The sequence below is a fragment of the Dysgonomonas sp. 216 genome (assembly GCF_010501065.1).
GTDB lineage: Bacteria > Bacteroidota > Bacteroidia > Bacteroidales > Dysgonomonadaceae > QVMM01.
In genome coordinates this window covers 19,018-35,946 of the sequence record NZ_QVMM01000011.1, presented here as the reverse complement: position 1 = coordinate 35,946, position 16,929 = coordinate 19,018, and the positions used below count along the sequence as shown (strand labels likewise).

Sequence of the window (16,929 nt, the reverse complement as noted above, 5' to 3'; positions counted from 1 at the left end):
TTAAGACAAAAGAGATACCCCTAGACTGTATAAAACTCATGAGTTACAACGTAAAAGCGTTTGACTGGAGCATTAAATTAAAGGCAGAAACAAGCCCCATAATACAATACATTAAAGAAAACGATCCGGATATAGTTTGCCTGCAAGAATTTATGTCGGCTGACAGAAGTAAAGACCGCAATATAAAAGCCATAAGGCAGGTTCTCGATCAATATCCATACTTCTCGGTTACCGACCTTTGGCCCAGCATGCAAGGTTACACTTACGGATTAGCCTGCTTTTCGAAATATCCGATAATCAGTACCGAACAAATCCCTCTCGACTCGGAAGTAAACGGTGCGGTAGTTTATAAAATAAAAGTCAATGGAAAAATCATCCATATCATAAATAACCATCTGGAATCGAACAGACTTACTGCCGTCGACAAGAAACTGTATCAGGACTTACTGAAGGATGCTAATCGGCAATCTATCGACAATGCTATGCACAACATTAAAGACAAATTAGGTTCGGCATTTCAAAAAAGGGCACCACAGGCCGACATAATAAGCAACTGGGTAAAAAAATGGGGATACGACACTCCTATTATTGTTTGCGGCGACTTTAACGACACCCCGATATCTTACACATACCGAAAAATAAAGAACAATTTAGTAGACTCGTACGCATCTACAGGTTTTGGGCCGGGTATAACTTATCACGAAAACCATTTTTGGTTCCGTATCGACTTTATTATGCACAGCGAAAATATAAAATCGTACAACACAACTATAGGCAAAATAAAATACTCGGACCACTATCCTATATGGTCTTACATACAACTGCCTTAAACAATATCCTTCACTTTTGTTTACATTAGAGGCTATATCTATAAATAAAACGAAAGCCTATAAACAAAAATCGCCTATATTTACTACATTTATTGGCGATTAGCATAAAATACACTGATTGAAGATATGAAAGTAAAAGAAATACTTAGTGCAATAGAACAATTGGCCCCCTTAGCATTACAAGAATCGTACGATAATAGTGGTGTGCAAATAGGGGACGTCAATCAGGATGCCAAAGCGGCACTGCTTTGCATTGATGTTACCGAAGAGGTTATTGACGAAGCCATTGCTTTAGGGTGCAATCTGGTAATATCGCATCATCCACTTGCATTTAAGCCTTTTAAATCCCTTACCGGAAAAAACTATATCGAACGCTGTTTAATGAAGGCATGCAAACACGATATTGTTATTTACGCCGCACATACAAATCTTGATAACGCATCAAAAGGTATTAACTATTATCTAGCCAAGTTGCTAAATTTACAAAACATACGAATATTGGCTCCTCAGCAAGGAATGCTGATTAAACTTGTAACATTTGTGCCTTTAAACCACTTGGAAAGCGTAAAACAAGCATTATTTAATGCCGGAGCCGGAGGTATAGGAAATTACGACTCGTGCAGTTACAGTTCGGCAGGAGAGGGAACTTTCAGAGCCGGAGAAGGGACAAATCCATACTGTGGAATTATTGGCGAAATACATACAGAAAGCGAATATCGCCTCGAAGTGATACTTCCTTCGTTTAAGAAAAACGAAGTTACGAGGGCATTAATAGCCACACATCCATACGAAGAACCCGCGTTCGATTTTTACTCGCTCGAAAATCAGTGGATGCAGGCTGGAAGCGGAATTGTGGGTACATTACCCGACCCCTCGGAAGAAGAAGATTTCTTGTATTTAGTGAAAGACACCTTAAAACTGAATGTTATTCAGCACTCGCGCTATACAGGCAAAGCCGTTCGTGACGTAGCCATATGCGGAGGATCGGGCGCCTTTTTAATACCACAGGCTATTAACTACGGAGCCGACATATTTATAACAGGAGAGGCAAAGTATAACGATTTCTACGATGTAGAAGATAAAATTCTTTTGGCCACTATAGGCCATTACGAATCTGAAATATATACAAAAGAGATATTTTTTGAACTATTATCAAAAAAATTCCCTACCTTTGCGCTTAACAAATCGGGGTATGACGAAAATCCCGTGAAATATTTATAAACAATAAAGCGACATGCTCCTTTTTGTTTATACATAATGTAGTAAACAGATAAACTAGAAAGTATCTGATTACTGCATTTTTTTATCAAATTAATTTTTAAATTTGTTTAGTATGGCTAAGAAACAACAAGAAAAAGAAGTTACTGTTGAAGACAAATTAAAAACTCTTCACGAGTTACAAACCAAACTATCGGAGATAGATAAAATCAAAACGTTACGAGGAGAACTTCCGCTAGAAGTGGCTGACCTTGATGACGAAATTGCCGGACTAAAAACACGTTTGGCTAAATACGACAACGACTTAAAAGAAACGTCGACAGCCATATCGCAACAAAAACAAAAGATACAAGACTGTAACCTGAAAATAGAGAAATACAAAGAGCAACTCGACAACGTTCGCAACAACCGTGAATTCGACCATTTGAGCAAAGAAATAGAATTTGAAACATTGGAAATAGAACTTTCGGAAAAGCGTATCAGGGAATTTACGCAAGATTCGAAAAACATTTCGGAACTAATAGAAAAAAGCAATGTTCAGCTAGAAGAACGTTCTGCCGATTTAGATCAAAAGAAAGGCGAACTTGACGAAATAATTTCGGAAACAAAACAACAAGAAGAAGCCTTGCGTGAAGATATTAAAGGCATAGAAAGCGAAATTGAGCAACGTTTACTCCAAGCTTTCAAACGTATCAGAAAAAGTGCACGTAACGGATTAGCGATTGTACCTATCGAACGTGGAGCTTGTGGAGGTTGTTTCAACAAAATACCACCTCAAAAACAAATGGATATAAAAATCGGTAAAAAAATTATCGTTTGCGAATATTGCGGACGTATAATGATAGACCCCGACATGGTAAATCCGGTTACTACCGAAGCTTAATAGAACAAGGCATAAAACAAAAATAAGGTACTCTAAAAAGGGTACCTTATTTTTTTACAGTAATTTTTAAAAATCAGTTTTCGTTCAATATTTACTTAGGTCGGCAGGATTGACGTTTATCGCCAGAATAATCCCGTTTTCGTCAATCAGGTAATTTTTAAATCCGTTCTCCAGTTTATAATCCTTAAAGATATCGGAGTTTTTACCCAATGTTTCGCAGAATTGAGACTGACTATCCATTAACCCGTCAATTCTCAAAGTTTTTTCAAAAACCGATCTGCTTTGATCAAATGATACAGAGATCATTTTCACACCTAAGTCTGCTTTGCGAAGTGTGTTCCATAGTAGAACATTCTTCATGTGGGAATCTGCATCGTAAGCAGCCCAAAAGTTAACCAAAATTTTTTGTCCTTTAAGTTCAGACAAGTTGGTCTTGTTCCCCGATTCGTCGCTAAATGCGATATCGGGCATTCGGTTTCCGGGGTAAATACCGTCAAAAACCGTCGAAGTTTTTGTTGTGTATGACGATGCCATAATAAGCACCAATCCTCCAACAAGCAGATACTTCAAATGCTTCATAAAATTTCAATTAAGTTACTAATCAAGTCTTTTTTGTATTCCTTTCTCAAGGATAGATAAAAGACTCCCCCGATTTTCGGGATATCACTAACCTACGCTTAGGTAGTGGCTAATAGCTTTTTCACAGGTGCAAAAATACTAAAAAAATAAACACCGCACAACGAAAAAAGTTTAAGATATCTATAGAATAAATAAAACAAGGCATTGTATATAAATAATTTATGAACAGTATTCATCAGGCAGCCACAATGCAAACTTCAAGATTCGCTGCCAGAAAGAGATTCGGAGTTCTCCCCTATTTTTTGTTATACTGATTCATTGTAATCTGGATACCGGCTAAACAAAAGCTTTTTATTATCTCGCCACACACATCCAATCTTTCCGGCAGAAGTTTCTCCTGTTCCTCATCAAAACGACCTAAAACATACTCCACCTGCATACCTTTAGGATAATTGTCGCCTATACCAAAACGCAGACGGGCGTATTCTTGTGTGCCGAGAACTGCCTGAATGTTTTTTAATCCGTTATGTCCGGCATCGCTCCCCTTCGACTTTAAACGTAACGACCCGAAAGGCAGAGCCAAATCGTCGACAATTACCAAAAGGTTTTCGATACCAATATTCTCTTTTTGCAGCCAATACCGAACGGCATTTCCGCTGAGGTTCATATATGTCGAAGGCTTCAACAGCACAAGCGTACGTCCTTTCAGTTTTACCTGAGTAACTTCGCCATAGCGATCGACTCTAAAAACAGCATTGGACGCTTCTGCTAAAGCGTCCAACACTCTGAATCCTATATTATGGCGGGTAAAGGCGTATTCGTACCCAATGTTACCCAGCCCTACTATTAAGTATTTCATTTAATAAAGAATCTGGTAAGCTCTTTATTATTTATTTCAATTTATTTACCTGCGTTTTTAGCTGCAAGACCACGAGCCGCACGAGTTAACTGAACGCGACATACAACTGAATTTTTCGCATTCAATAGTTCCAAACCATCAAAGCTCAACTCGCCAACCTGAATAGATTTTCCTAAAGCAAGATGCTCGATATTAACATGAAGTTTTTCAGGTATATCTTTATACATAGCTCTTACTTTCAGTTTACGTGTATCTAACGATAGTTTACCCCCGGCTTTAACACCTTCGGCAAGACCTTCAAGAACAACAGGAACTTCGATAACAATAGGTTTATTGTCAAATACCTGAAGGAAGTCGATATGTAGAATATTGTCAGTTACCGGATGAAACTGAATATCTTTCAATATTGCAGTTACTACCTGACCGTCAACACTTAGGTTTACTAAATATATTTCAGGAGTGTAGATAAGGTTACGAACACTTGATTCGCTTACCGAGAAATGTTTTGCTTCAGTACTCTCTCCTCCGTATAATACTGCAGGAATTAAATTTTCTTTACGAGCTGCTTTCGCTCCTTTTTTTCCTAAAATGGTTCTAGCCGAACCGTTTAATTCAAATGATTTCATCTTTTGTTAATTAATTGTGTTACTCAAATTAAGGATTGCCTCCTTATTCCCATCACACGTACGGGCTTTCAAAAGCGGTGCAAAGATAATGCTTTTATTGTTACAAAACAAGCACGTATTTTATTAAACTAAAGATGTAAGGTTGCAGATATTTCGCATCAACAACCATATTTCACTCCCTTCGCATCAAGTAATTATCGCTTATTCTTGGTTTTCTTTCCCCTGTTTCGTAATACCGTAAAAGTAAGATATCCTCCCGAAAGAATTAATATGGCTGCTGCGTTATCCGCTATTGGTGCACCCACCCAGCCACCGTCTCCCTCCGACGAACCTCCGGGGTCCAAATCGTCATCTCCTCCTGCCCGGGTCGATGGCAATTCGCCTGAGGCATTAATGTTCATTGCTTCAATGGTATTCTCATAAACCTCCTCCGACGGTAGTTGGACAGGTTCAACTTCCTGAGCGTACAGACAACATACAATAGTAAGTATGGTTACCGATAAAAAGATTATTAGCTTTTTCATTTCACTACAAATTTGACATTAAACACCCTGCGACCTTTTACACTCAGAATATAGGCACCCCGATTCAATTCGATATCTAAGGATTCTTCTTCGCTATCAACTGTGTCCGCTTTGATTTGACGACCGCCAATATCGTATACTCTTATGTCGCTGCCATAGTCTGCAACGGTAAGCCCTTTAATTTTTAATCGACCATCAGCGTAAAACGCCGTTAAATCCGATTGGAGTTCTTCGTCATCAACACCTTGCCCCCCCCGAGTATGGAAATGCAGAACAAACCTATCAGATGGATCATCAGGATTTGTCGACGTTTTATACACAGACTTATCGGTTAATTGCCGCTTATCGCCGGATAATTTATCTTCGATCCAGATTTCACGTACATTTGTCATCGAATTGATCCTTAATCCCCTTATATATATATTCTGATATACGGATGACGGTTTAAGGTAAAGAGGGGTAGATATTACAGGCTCAATTGCTAGAAATTTTACACTTAGCAGTTTACCCGTTTCTTCGTCTTTTACAAATAACTGGCTTGATGGAGTTTGAACAGGCTCTTCGACCGAAGAGCGCACACTCGAATTTCCATTATTGCTGCCTCCTTTTAGTAAGGCTACATTCTCGCACTCATCATCATTTTCTATATCTTCGGCACTACGGACTACAAGACTAACCCGGTCTGAGGTTTTTGTTGCTGCATCAAGAACTTCGAAAACAAAATCGTCCTGCCTTTTATTTCCACTCCTGATAAAGAATGAATTACCCATAGTTCGCTTCGATGCAGGTATGGTTATTTCGCATGGTTGTATAGCATATACTACAAACATTTGCAGTGGCGCAATGGTAACCCTTCCATCCTCGTCGAGATATGTACCACCAACACTTTTGGCTATATAATATTTATAATTGAAATTTACAGTTTTCGAAGTCTCACTTATGGCTCTGGCCGACGCATCGCCGTTTAACACCCATACTCTGTTTATAATTTCACGAACATCGTCCGAAAGCCCCTCGTCGTACGATATAACACCCCAATCAGCAGCCCCATCAAGCAGTAGCAATTCCGACACATCAAGAGGAGATGTGTAAGGGTTAGCCAGATAATTAAAACCTTGCTTCAGACTCACTTTAATATTGCCCGTATTCAACTTTTCCATCTGATAGGCAGCAGTAGTTTGATCTGTTCCAAATATTTGATTTTTATTCCTCAACGGATCATTCGCATACCTGAACCTGTTGAACGTATACATATCCTTTGCCCGATGATTAAAATCAATACCCGGATACAATCCACTTCTATCCTGATAATTAGCACCATTACTACCTCTCAGGTCAACCCCCAGAGCATGCCCCCGCCCTGCTTCTAACTTATATTGGGGATCGATAATTGTTTTACCACTATCACCCAAAAAGCCTTTATCCGAAGGCGCTACCAAGAAATTATACATAAAGTAATCGGCCATTATACTACTGTATGGCGACCCAAAAGCTACTAAACTTTTATATTCGAATGCTGTTTTATGTTCGTCTAAGGCTATATTTACTTCAATAAATCCCCGTTTATTTATATCCGCATCACTCCAGTTATAATAAGTAACTTCTCCATTTACAAATAAATGAGCCATATTACTCCGTGCATTCAGCAATGTATCCAGCCTGAGTGGATCGGTGGTTTCGACAAAATCAGAGGCATTGGTTCTTCTGGCCTGAAGTATCAACCAACCTTCGTTCAAGTACACATTTTTTGTCTTCATCCCAATCTCGGGCATAACATTTACATGCTTATTGTTGGCTATTCTTACATGAGGAAAATCGATATACAAATACTCTTTCGATGGGATAGTATTAAATGTACTTCCGTCTGTTTTTATTGTTTGTGTCAATGTCGACTTAAACTCAAATACGCCTTCTTGGTCGTAAATTGCGGGACGAGAAAACACAGTTCCTTCTTTAACATTGTTATGAAAATCGCCGGCTAATACTATTTTCGAATTGATATGTAGAATATTACAAGTTTTATAAGCATTCTGTTCGTTAGTTCCGGCAACTAAACCTCCATAAATAAACAGAGACGTTTTTGTGGTGTCGGTTCCCGACACACAAATTTTACCCTCGTTATAAAATACGGGGGTTGAACTTTGAGAATAAGAATATGCTGAAATAAGAATTGTTGCAAGAACAATTGTAAACCGTAAAACTGTTTTCATAAACAAAAGACCTTTTCAAAAACAAACTAAGAATCATCACACTCTTTCCAAGTGCCACGAATCCTCTATTTCATCGTCTGTAAAAGTATCTTATTGTTTGAATATCAATAACAAATGCTATTTCGAAATATGAATAACGAGGAAAATTTACTCCTCGTTTTTTATGTGCTCACTCTTCTCTTTTTTCGGTAAATGAAAAAAGAAAAGATGCTTTAGTTTATGTTTCAAATAAAGGAAAGTATTTTTTTTATATTGCCCGACCAGCGAAAATATCGGCAATAAACGTATCACGAATGTTCGTTCACTATCCGCCTGAGCCATTTCAGTAAAATAAAAATAAGTAATCCCGCGCAGGCACAGGCTGCAAAATTCATCAGAAAGTAATAGCTTTTATCGTTAAACGAATCCCAAAAGCCTGCAACTATCCCGCTTAGCTTATTACCAATAGATGTAGACAAAAACCATCCGCCCATCATAAAAGACGTAATATCGCGAGGGCTAAGCTTGGAGACCAGCGATAACCCTATGGGACTAATAAGTAACTCGCCTACAGTAAGAACACCGTAAGTACCTATCAGCCATAAGGCCGAAGCCTTATCGGCGTATATATCGGTAAAAGAAACAGCACCAACCATAACTAGCGAAGACAGCCCTGTTATAATAAGCCCCCACCCCATTTTCGCGGGCGTAGACGGTTCTTTCTTCCTTCTGCTGAGAAACGAGAAGAAAGACAGGATTAAAGGAGTCAGCACAATAATGAAAAATGGATTTATCGACTGAAATATCTCGGTAGAGATCAGGTTTACCGAATCGCCTGTTTTCGGCAATTTATCTTCAGGACAATTGATAAAATAATTAGGATAATCGAATGCGTCCTGCACTTTCCCTTTATCATCTACTATTGGGCGTAGTTTATCGTCCAAGGCAGTAACATTGTCTTTTTCGTACACCAACTCTTGTACAAACCCGAAAGGCTTGGAAACACGAGCAACATCTAAACCGATTGATCGCTCGGTATAATTTTCGGCAAATGTTGTCAAAGCAGTCGCATTCTGCTTAAACACCATCCAGAATACTATCATGATAGCAAAAATGGCCAGCAATGCTTTTATTTGCGCACGTTCCTCTTTCTTCGAACGGAAAAGCAACGACCCATAAAAAACTACCACAGGTATACAACCAAAAAGAAACGCATCGTTTGAGTCGGAACCAAACACGTTATCAGGAATAAACCAGCCTCCTACCCCAAATATTATAGCCGGAACAAACACATACAATAAAACTCTCGATATTTCGGAACCCGAATTATTGTTTTTCTTCACAATATCGGCATCTTTAATATGTTTGGTGCCGGCAAGAAATATTATTAAACCAATAAGCATACCAATGCCTGCCGCAAGAAACGCATAGCCCCAACCATAGTTGTTGCGCATATACGCAGCCACAAAATTGCAGACAAAAGCCCCTATATTTATCCCCATGTAGAAAATACTGTATCCTGCATCCTTCGAGTTTTTATACTCATCTTTCGAATACAAATTGCCCAATAATGTAGAAATATTAGGCTTAAACAGTCCGTTCCCTAAAATAATAAGCAACAAAGCTATCCACATTGTAGTCTCGCCCGGAATTGCCAGAATCATGTACCCCGCCGAACACAAAATCCCCCCGATAAGAATAGAAACACGATAGCCCAAAAGCTTATCGGCAATTAAACCTCCCAAAAACGGAGTCAGATAAACCAGCCCCAAATACGTACCGACTATATCGTAAGCACCCGAACGCGACATTTTCATCCCGTCCATATCCATTAGGTAAAGGGCAAATATGCCCAACATAAGATAATACCCGAAACGCTCCCACATTTCGGTGAGAAATAAATATTTCAGTCCTTTAGGATGCTTGTTTTTTATGTCACTCATTTGTTTAGTTTTTATCTCTCCCTAAAAAGATAGTTGAGAAACCGATTGTATAAAAGAACAGAAAACCAAATGATTACTTTATTCTTTTTTAAGTCGATGAGACACCACCGACATGCCCGATATTGAGCAAACACGAGCGATTATTATTCAAATACAGGTTTCGTGCTATTACCATTTATAGTTTAGCCCAAAGCTTATAAGCTCGTTCACTTGCAAATAGCCCAATTTATCATCTCTCGATACATTATCATCGAACCGCAGGTGCGCCGTTATCTTTGTAGACCAAAACCTGTTAAGAACCATATTGAAGGTGTTTTGCCATTCCGATTCGGCCCGCTCGTAGTTGGTAAAATAAAAAGCCTCGGAATACCACGATACGTACGAATTGAATGCAAAATCGAGTTTCACGTTAACCTTCGATCCATAATCGGTTTTACTATGATGGTCTTTCTCCAACCCGAATTTAGTTTCGTTCACTTTATCATCTCCTACATATCTGAAATCGAGAGACAAAGCCGAAATATCGAGCGACAACTTAAGCTTCTTTGTCGGTTTATTCTTAAATTTCTTTTCAAGGTTATAACTCATACCCACCCCCAGATTAACATACAGAGGAGCTAAAAATGAGGTTTCTCTTTTCGTTGAGTTTACTTTGTACGAATTGAATACCTGCGTTCGGCTGTCTAAAGTTGCCGAATACGACCATTTATCGAAGGCCCTGTAACCAAACATATTATACATACGCAAAAAGTCGTCGTTAATATTCACATCGCGCAGAGTATCGCCCGACACACTTTGCAAGCCAAGCCTCCACTCCCACGAGTTATTGAATTTAACTTTCCCTTTCTCGTAATTAAGGTTGAACTTATGGTTGCTACGTACCGAGTAGCTACTATTCCCCCCTTTATGCCAATTGTCTGATATATAGTTTTGCGAAATCTGTAAAGAATGTTCTCCATTTTTACGCCAATACACCCGTTTGGGAACTACCTTCTCTAATTTAGGAGCAATAATATCCGAAGGTGTTTCGACTGCCAGAATATCGTCGAATATATTCTTTGTCACACCCTCCGACTCTTTTTTACTTTTACTTGCCACCTCCGAAATATCCGACTTGCTGAATTTTACCTTAGTCATATTTTCGGGCTGCATATAAAAATTGCGTCTTTGAGCCTTCACTCTCGATGTTTTTTCAATGAAAGGTTTTAATGTTTTTTCCGGGCTTATTAAATGAAACTCCTTGTCTTTTTCCTGTTCCTTGTCTTTCCTTAAATCAATATTATCGGGAAGCACCCTACCCTCGAAAATCACAGGCAGATAAGCCGGATTATAAAACATTGTATCCATAAAAGTTATTCCGGGGTCGAGTACCGACCATGAACGCGACATAGCTATAAGCCCCAACGAATCGCGACGCAATACATGCTCATGCTGACGCTTAGCCCAATTGGCAGCATTTCCGCCCGAAAGCACAAGGCTATCCTTTACCTGATCCGAATCACTTACCGACACTATTTCGGGTAATGATATTTTTAACGAATCGTTTACCGACAGAGAGTCGGCAATCATAACAGAAGAAAAAGAATCGATTATAAAAAATGGGGAAAAGCTTAATAATATGTAGAGTATACTTTTTCTCATGTTTTATTTATCATATTTATAGTTAAAGAGTAGCATTTAAATCGCAAAGATATTAAATAATAATATTTATCTATAGACTATAATTAACAGTTAAGGTTTATTTAACGTTCCTGATATTTTTTATTGAGAATAATTACAAAAAACAATTTTCGATTATTTCGTATCGACAAAATGCAACCCGCCAATGTTAGTATTTTACTAAAAAGTGTCAGGATTTGAATACAAACAGGAAAAAGTAGTAACTTTGTTACCTGTAACACACAGTAAAAACAGGAACAAAATACATGTTTAAGATAAGCAAACAATTTGCATTTTCGGCATCGCATACATTAAGTGGATTATCGTCCGATCATCCATGCACCCGTTTGCACGGGCATAATTATGTTGTAACAGTACATTTAAAGTCGGCAGAACTTAACAATGTTGGGTTCGTTAAAGATTACAGGGAATTACAATATATAAAAGATTATATCGACAGCAATCTGGATCACAGACACTTAAACGATGTTTTCAATTTCAACCCAAGTGCCGAAAATATAGCTAAACACCTGTTCGATATTTTCAAAAAAGAACTACCCGAATTATATGCCATAGAAGTTTCGGAAACACCTAAAACAACAGCTATTTATGAAGCTGATTGTTAACGAAATATTTTATTCGTTACAAGGCGAAGGCGGACGCATGGGGGAAGCTTCTATTTTCATAAGGCTCTCGAAGTGCAACCTTGCCTGTTCGTTTTGCGATACCGATTTCGAAAACGGGGAAGAAATGACAATAGAGCAGATCTTTAGTAAAATATCTTCATTTCCCTGCAAATGGATAATATGGACAGGAGGAGAACCCACATTGCAGCTAACAGATGAATATCTGTCAGTTTTTCGACAAGCAGGATATAAACAGGCGATAGAAACAAATGGCACAAAAAAAACACCATACTTAATAGACTATATAACCTGCAGTCCTAAACTGAATTATAACAATCTGAAAAAATTGAATCCGAAAGTAAATGAAATAAGGATTCCTGTAAAAAATGGCGATTTTTTGCCGGATATAGATTCTTTACCTAAAGCCGACAAATATTTTGTCAGCCCTGTATTCGACGGCAGTAAACCAAACAAAGAGAATATAAACTATTGTGTCGAATTGGTAAAGCAAAACCCACAATGGTCATTGAGTTTACAAATGCACAAACTTATAGATATTGAATAATGCAAGTGTTTGATATTCACATACTAGGTTGTGGTTCGGCTTTACCTACGGCTCAACATTACCCATCTTCTCAGATAGTACATATTCGGGAAAAACTGTTTATGGTAGATTGTGGAGAAGGCGCACAACTTCAGATGCGAAAAAGCAAACTTAGTTTCAGCAAACTCAACAGTATATTTATCTCGCATCTGCATGGAGATCATTGTTTCGGACTAATGGGACTAATATCTACTCTGGGACTATTAGGCAGAACCGCCGATCTGACAATATATGCCGTTGCCGAACTCGAAGACATCTTACGCCCTCAACTCGATTTCTTTTGCAGAGATATGATTTATAAAGTTCTTATAAAACCTTTCGATGCCGAAAAAAACGCTGTTATTTACGAAGACCGTTCAATTAAAGTAAGCACAATCCCATTAAAACACAGAGTTCCGTGCGCAGGCTTCTTATTTGAAGAAAAGGAAGGAGACAGGCATATAATACCCGACATGGTGAAATATTATAATGTTCCTGTAAAAGAATTGCAATATATAAAAAGAGGCGAGGATTTTACAACCCCTGATGGACAAATTATCCCATGCAATAAACTTACCCGCCCTGCCGATCCGGTGCGCAAATACGCTTACTGTTCCGACACAGCTTATTCCGAAGAAATTATTCCTATTATTGCCGGAGTTGATTTATTGTATCACGAGGCAACATTCGGTAATGCCGATAAACACCGAGCACCCAAAACCAAACATACCACGGCAGAACAAGCCGCACTTATTGCAAAAACCGCCGGGGTAAAAGAGTTGATGCTGGGACATTTTTCGTCGCGTTACCCAGATAACAATATGCTTCTGAGCGAAGCGAAAGCTATTTTTTCGAACACAATACTGGCAAACGAAAATTTACTCAAAAAATTATAGGTAAAATTATTTTTTCTCAGAAAAATATATTATCTTCGTATCGAAGTATAAAATTTTGGCAAAATGAAATTTATAAAACCTCTGATCATAGTCCTTCTTTTAGGATTTTCTGCTTCTGGTTTTTCCCAGAATCAGGAACAGAGTAGTATTGCCGAAGCCGAGAAACAAACAGTAGAAATAACAATCAACACTGTTAAATACTTTATTCCTGCCTCGAAACAAGATTTACGCATTGACATTTTTAGCATAATCGGTGCTAAAGTTGCTACATTGAATATAAAATCGGGGGTGGGAAGTACCGATGTTAATTTACCTCAAGGCTATTACATAGTAAAGGCAGAAGATACATCGCGAAAGATTGCCGTAAAATAGAATATATTTTTCCAGACATATTTATTCAACAATTACATCTACACTCCTTTTTAATTTTATAATTAATAGAGGCGTGTTTTATTTTTTGTGTTTACTTGATCTATACTCAATATGGATTTTAAAATCAGCTCCCATTATAAGCCAACCGGAGACCAGCCTACCGCTATCGAGGCATTAGTCAATGGAATAAATAACGACATCCCACACCAAACCCTATTGGGCGTTACCGGTTCGGGGAAAACATTTACCGTTGCCAATGTTATAGAACAGGTAAAAAAACCTACACTTATACTAAGCCACAACAAAACATTAGCAGCACAGCTATATAGCGAGTTTAAGGGATTCTTTCCCGACAATGCTGTCGAATACTTTGTTTCGTATTACGATTATTACCAACCCGAAGCATATATTCCATCGACTAATACATATATCGAAAAAGATTTATCTATAAACGACGAAATAGAAAAGTTACGTCTGGCAACAACATCGTCCCTACTTTCGGGCCGACGGGATGTTATTGTTGTATCTTCTGTGTCGTGTTTATATGGAATAGGAAACCCCGAGGACTTCAACAGTAATATTATTGGTGTTAAAACAGGGCAAAAACTCGTACGCGAAGTTTTTCTTCGTTCGTTGGTAAATTGCTTATATTCTCGAAACGAAGTTGATTTCAACAGAGGTAACTTCAGAGTAAAAGGCGATACTGTTGATATATTTCTTGCATATGGCGACATAATAATAAGAGTAGTTTTCTGGGGCGACGAAATAGAAAGCATCGAAAGTATCGACCCACTAAGCGGAGTCAGGATTGAACGGTTTGAAGAATACATGATATATCCCGCAAATCTTTTTGTTACAACAAAAGAACGAACGATGCGGGCAATTGCTGAAATCGAAATTGATTTAGGAAGGCAAGTTGAATTTTTTCGTTCGATAGGCAAAGATTTAGAAGCAAAGCGACTTTACGAGCGTGTAACCTTCGATCTGGAAATGATTCGGGAAGTGGGACACTGCTCAGGAATAGAAAACTATTCGCGCTACTTCGATAATCGCGCACCGGGCACACGGCCTTTCTGCCTTTTAGATTTCTTCCCAAAAGATTTTCTGGTTGTTATTGACGAAAGCCATGTAACCATACCTCAGATAAGAGCAATGTATGGAGGCGACCATTCGAGAAAAGAGAATCTTGTAGAATATGGCTTCCGGCTTCCGGCTGCAATAGACAACCGCCCTCTTAAATTCGAAGAATTCGAATCGTTAGTAAAACAATCGATATACGTAAGCGCAACTCCTGCCGATTATGAACTTATCCAATCGGAGGGCGTTGTTGTTGAACAATTGATTCGCCCGACAGGATTACTCGACCCTCCTATTGATGTCAGACCCAGCCTTAATCAGATAGACGACTTAATGGAGGAAATACAACTGCGCGTCGAAAAAGATGAGCGAACGCTTGTCACCACTCTGACAAAGCGAATGGCGGAAGAATTAACAAACTATTTATTACACAACGATATTAGATGCGAATATATACACTCCGACGTTGACACACTTGAGCGCGTACGCATTATGGACGACTTACGAAACGGGCTTTTTGATGTATTAGTAGGAGTTAACCTGCTAAGGGAAGGTCTCGACTTACCGGAAGTTTCGCTTGTTGCGATTCTTGATGCCGATAAAGAGGGTTTCTTGCGATCGCACCGTTCTCTAACGCAAACAGTAGGCCGTGCCGCACGTAACGTAAACGGAAAGGTTATTTTTTACGCTGACAAAATTACCGACAGCATGCAGCTGACAATCAACGAAACAAATCGTCGTAGAGAAATACAGTTGGCGTATAACGAAGCTAACGGAATTGTTCCTAGACAGATAGTGAAAGCTAAAGTTTCGGCTCTGAACAAGCCTAAGCTTACGAGCGAATCGGAAGCTCAAGCATACACTGAGCCAGACTTTTTATCTATTGCATCAACTCCAAACATTGATTACATGAGCGTTGGCGACTTGAAAAAAGCGATAGAAAAGAATAAAAAGCTAATGAAAGAAGCTGCTAAAAAAATGGAGTTCCTTGAGGCTGCGCAATACAGGGACGAAATCATTCGCCTCGAAGATCTGTTGACCAAAAAATAATTAATCGAGTATTTTTGACAGAATAGGTATATCGTGTAAGCGTCGGGTATAAGTCAATCTGAACGAACCCGAATTCAGAACTGTTTGTTCCTCTTCTGTAAATTCAGGGAAAATCTGCCTGCTGACATACGACAAGCCTAAAGACCATTTTTCCCTGTTATACCCCGCCGACACTCTCGGAAATATAGCAGGATAAACCTCCAGCTTACTTTTTCCGAAAGTACTCAATTGTTCGCTTCCAAAATGTATCCCCACACTCAACGATGCATTTATAAACCAATGCCGACCCAATGCCCATGTATAAGCATAGCCCCCATTAACACCTATCTGAAAATTACGAAGTATTTTTTTGTTAGATAAAACCAACGAGCTATCGGTTCGTATCTTAGTCTGGCTTACAGCTAAACCCAAAAGAAAACTTCCCGCCGATTTCAACTGCTTCTGATTTTGGTTAAACGCCGCTTTATACGAAAATTTACGTCCATTAAAAAGATATTGCACCTGAGCACCATAAGCCTCTATCCTCAAATCCGGGTACAACTCTACATCTTTACCGTCATCTTTTTTATCATGATAAAAACCTTCGTACTGCTGAATGTATATATCAAATGTAAACTTACGCCCATAATTTTGGAGTTGAAAATCGAAAGCCTTTGTTTTTCCCAGATTTTTATCTTTCATAAAATCGAATCCATAGCCATACCCAAAGCTTAATATCGTATTTTTCCACGAAAAACCAAATCCTATATTCGCCGGATTATTAGGCATATAATCTTTCTCTTCTTTTCCTTGCATCAGAAAAATAAAATCGCGCCCGGTATATGCGCGTAACAAAACCTGATCGTCGAAAAAACCAATGTATGAACTGTCTATTTGAGCACACACGTTTCGTCCGAACACGAATGAAAATATAATAATCAGCAAAAATCTCATCTGTAAAATAAAACGGGACTCATATTATAAAATTGTAGAGAATCAACCTTTTTGTTGAACCCTCTGGAACACAAAGATACTT

Annotated in this window: 16 protein-coding genes; 8 read left to right on the top strand and 8 right to left on the bottom strand. The window is 38.6% G+C overall.

Features of this window, described 5'->3' with window-relative positions:
• The first annotated feature begins 38 nt into the window (after positions 1–38).
• The 3 genes from D0T53_RS08065 (at position 39) to D0T53_RS08055 (ending at position 2,931) form a co-directional block, all read left to right on the top strand.
• Positions 39–830 (top strand): endonuclease/exonuclease/phosphatase family protein, encoded by a 792-nt coding sequence (locus tag D0T53_RS08065; RefSeq protein ID WP_163266667.1) that lies wholly within the window; start codon positions 39–41, stop codon positions 828–830.
• Between the two features lie 126 nt (positions 831–956).
• Entirely contained in the window at positions 957–2,051 is a 1,095-nt protein-coding gene (locus D0T53_RS08060) for a Nif3-like dinuclear metal center hexameric protein (protein ID WP_163266665.1), read from the top strand.
• A 112-nt stretch (positions 2,052–2,163) separates the two neighbouring features.
• Entirely contained in the window at positions 2,164–2,931 is a 768-nt protein-coding gene (locus D0T53_RS08055) for a zinc ribbon domain-containing protein (RefSeq protein ID WP_163266663.1), read from the top strand.
• A gap of 84 nt (positions 2,932–3,015) precedes the next feature.
• Here D0T53_RS08055 and D0T53_RS08050 read toward each other — a convergent pair whose 3' ends face one another.
• The 7 genes from D0T53_RS08050 to D0T53_RS08020 all read right to left on the bottom strand — a co-directional run bounded on the left by D0T53_RS08050 (position 3,016) and on the right by D0T53_RS08020 (position 11,292).
• Positions 3,016–3,510 (bottom strand): redoxin family protein, encoded by a 495-nt coding sequence (locus D0T53_RS08050; RefSeq protein WP_163266661.1) that lies wholly within the window; start codon positions 3,508–3,510, stop codon positions 3,016–3,018.
• Between the two features lie 295 nt (positions 3,511–3,805).
• The gene (gene pth, locus D0T53_RS08045) at positions 3,806–4,369 is read right to left on the bottom strand and encodes an aminoacyl-tRNA hydrolase (RefSeq protein WP_163266660.1); all 564 of its coding nucleotides are present in this window, start codon (positions 4,367–4,369) and stop codon (positions 3,806–3,808) included.
• Positions 4,370–4,410: 41 nt separating this feature from the next.
• Entirely contained in the window at positions 4,411–4,995 is a 585-nt protein-coding gene (locus tag D0T53_RS08040; protein ID WP_163266659.1) for a 50S ribosomal protein L25/general stress protein Ctc, read from the bottom strand.
• Positions 4,996–5,189: 194 nt separating this feature from the next.
• On the bottom strand, positions 5,190–5,519 hold the full coding sequence (locus D0T53_RS08035; protein WP_163266658.1) for a hypothetical protein: 330 nt from the start codon (positions 5,517–5,519) through the stop codon (positions 5,190–5,192).
• Positions 5,516–7,729, bottom strand: coding sequence for a T9SS type A sorting domain-containing protein (locus D0T53_RS08030; RefSeq protein WP_163266656.1), 2,214 nt, complete (start codon positions 7,727–7,729; stop codon positions 5,516–5,518). The genes D0T53_RS08035 and D0T53_RS08030 overlap by 4 nt, the downstream gene beginning before the upstream one ends.
• A gap of 287 nt (positions 7,730–8,016) precedes the next feature.
• Entirely contained in the window at positions 8,017–9,651 is a 1,635-nt protein-coding gene (locus tag D0T53_RS08025) for a peptide MFS transporter (RefSeq protein WP_185152984.1), read from the bottom strand.
• A gap of 168 nt (positions 9,652–9,819) precedes the next feature.
• Positions 9,820–11,292, bottom strand: a complete 1,473-nt coding sequence (locus D0T53_RS08020) for a DUF3078 domain-containing protein (RefSeq protein WP_163266653.1) — start codon at positions 11,290–11,292, stop codon at positions 9,820–9,822.
• 284 nt (positions 11,293–11,576) lie between these two features.
• Between D0T53_RS08020 and D0T53_RS08015 the strand changes: the two genes are divergently transcribed.
• The 5 genes from D0T53_RS08015 (at position 11,577) to uvrB (ending at position 15,914) form a co-directional block, all read left to right on the top strand.
• Positions 11,577–11,936 carry a 6-carboxytetrahydropterin synthase gene (locus D0T53_RS08015; RefSeq protein ID WP_163266651.1) on the top strand — a complete coding sequence of 120 codons (360 nt, stop codon included), beginning with the start codon at positions 11,577–11,579 and terminating at the stop codon, positions 11,934–11,936.
• Positions 11,920–12,501: a 7-carboxy-7-deazaguanine synthase QueE gene (locus tag D0T53_RS08010; protein WP_163266649.1), complete on the top strand. Its 582-nt coding sequence runs from the start codon at positions 11,920–11,922 to the stop codon at positions 12,499–12,501. The genes D0T53_RS08015 and D0T53_RS08010 overlap by 17 nt, the downstream gene beginning before the upstream one ends.
• Complete coding sequence (locus D0T53_RS08005; RefSeq protein WP_163266647.1) at positions 12,501–13,415, top strand: ribonuclease Z; 915 nt, start codon at positions 12,501–12,503, stop codon at positions 13,413–13,415. The genes D0T53_RS08010 and D0T53_RS08005 overlap by 1 nt, the downstream gene beginning before the upstream one ends.
• Before the next feature lie 63 nt (positions 13,416–13,478).
• Positions 13,479–13,787 (top strand): T9SS type A sorting domain-containing protein, encoded by a 309-nt coding sequence (locus D0T53_RS08000; RefSeq protein ID WP_163266645.1) that lies wholly within the window; start codon positions 13,479–13,481, stop codon positions 13,785–13,787.
• A 111-nt stretch (positions 13,788–13,898) separates the two neighbouring features.
• Positions 13,899–15,914, top strand: a complete 2,016-nt coding sequence (gene uvrB / locus D0T53_RS07995; RefSeq protein WP_163266643.1) for an excinuclease ABC subunit UvrB — start codon at positions 13,899–13,901, stop codon at positions 15,912–15,914.
• Here the strand turns inward: uvrB and D0T53_RS07990 are convergent, their stop codons facing one another.
• Positions 15,915–16,847 (bottom strand): DUF4421 family protein, encoded by a 933-nt coding sequence (locus D0T53_RS07990; RefSeq protein WP_163266641.1) that lies wholly within the window; start codon positions 16,845–16,847, stop codon positions 15,915–15,917.
• Between the last annotated feature and the right edge of the window lie 82 nt (positions 16,848–16,929).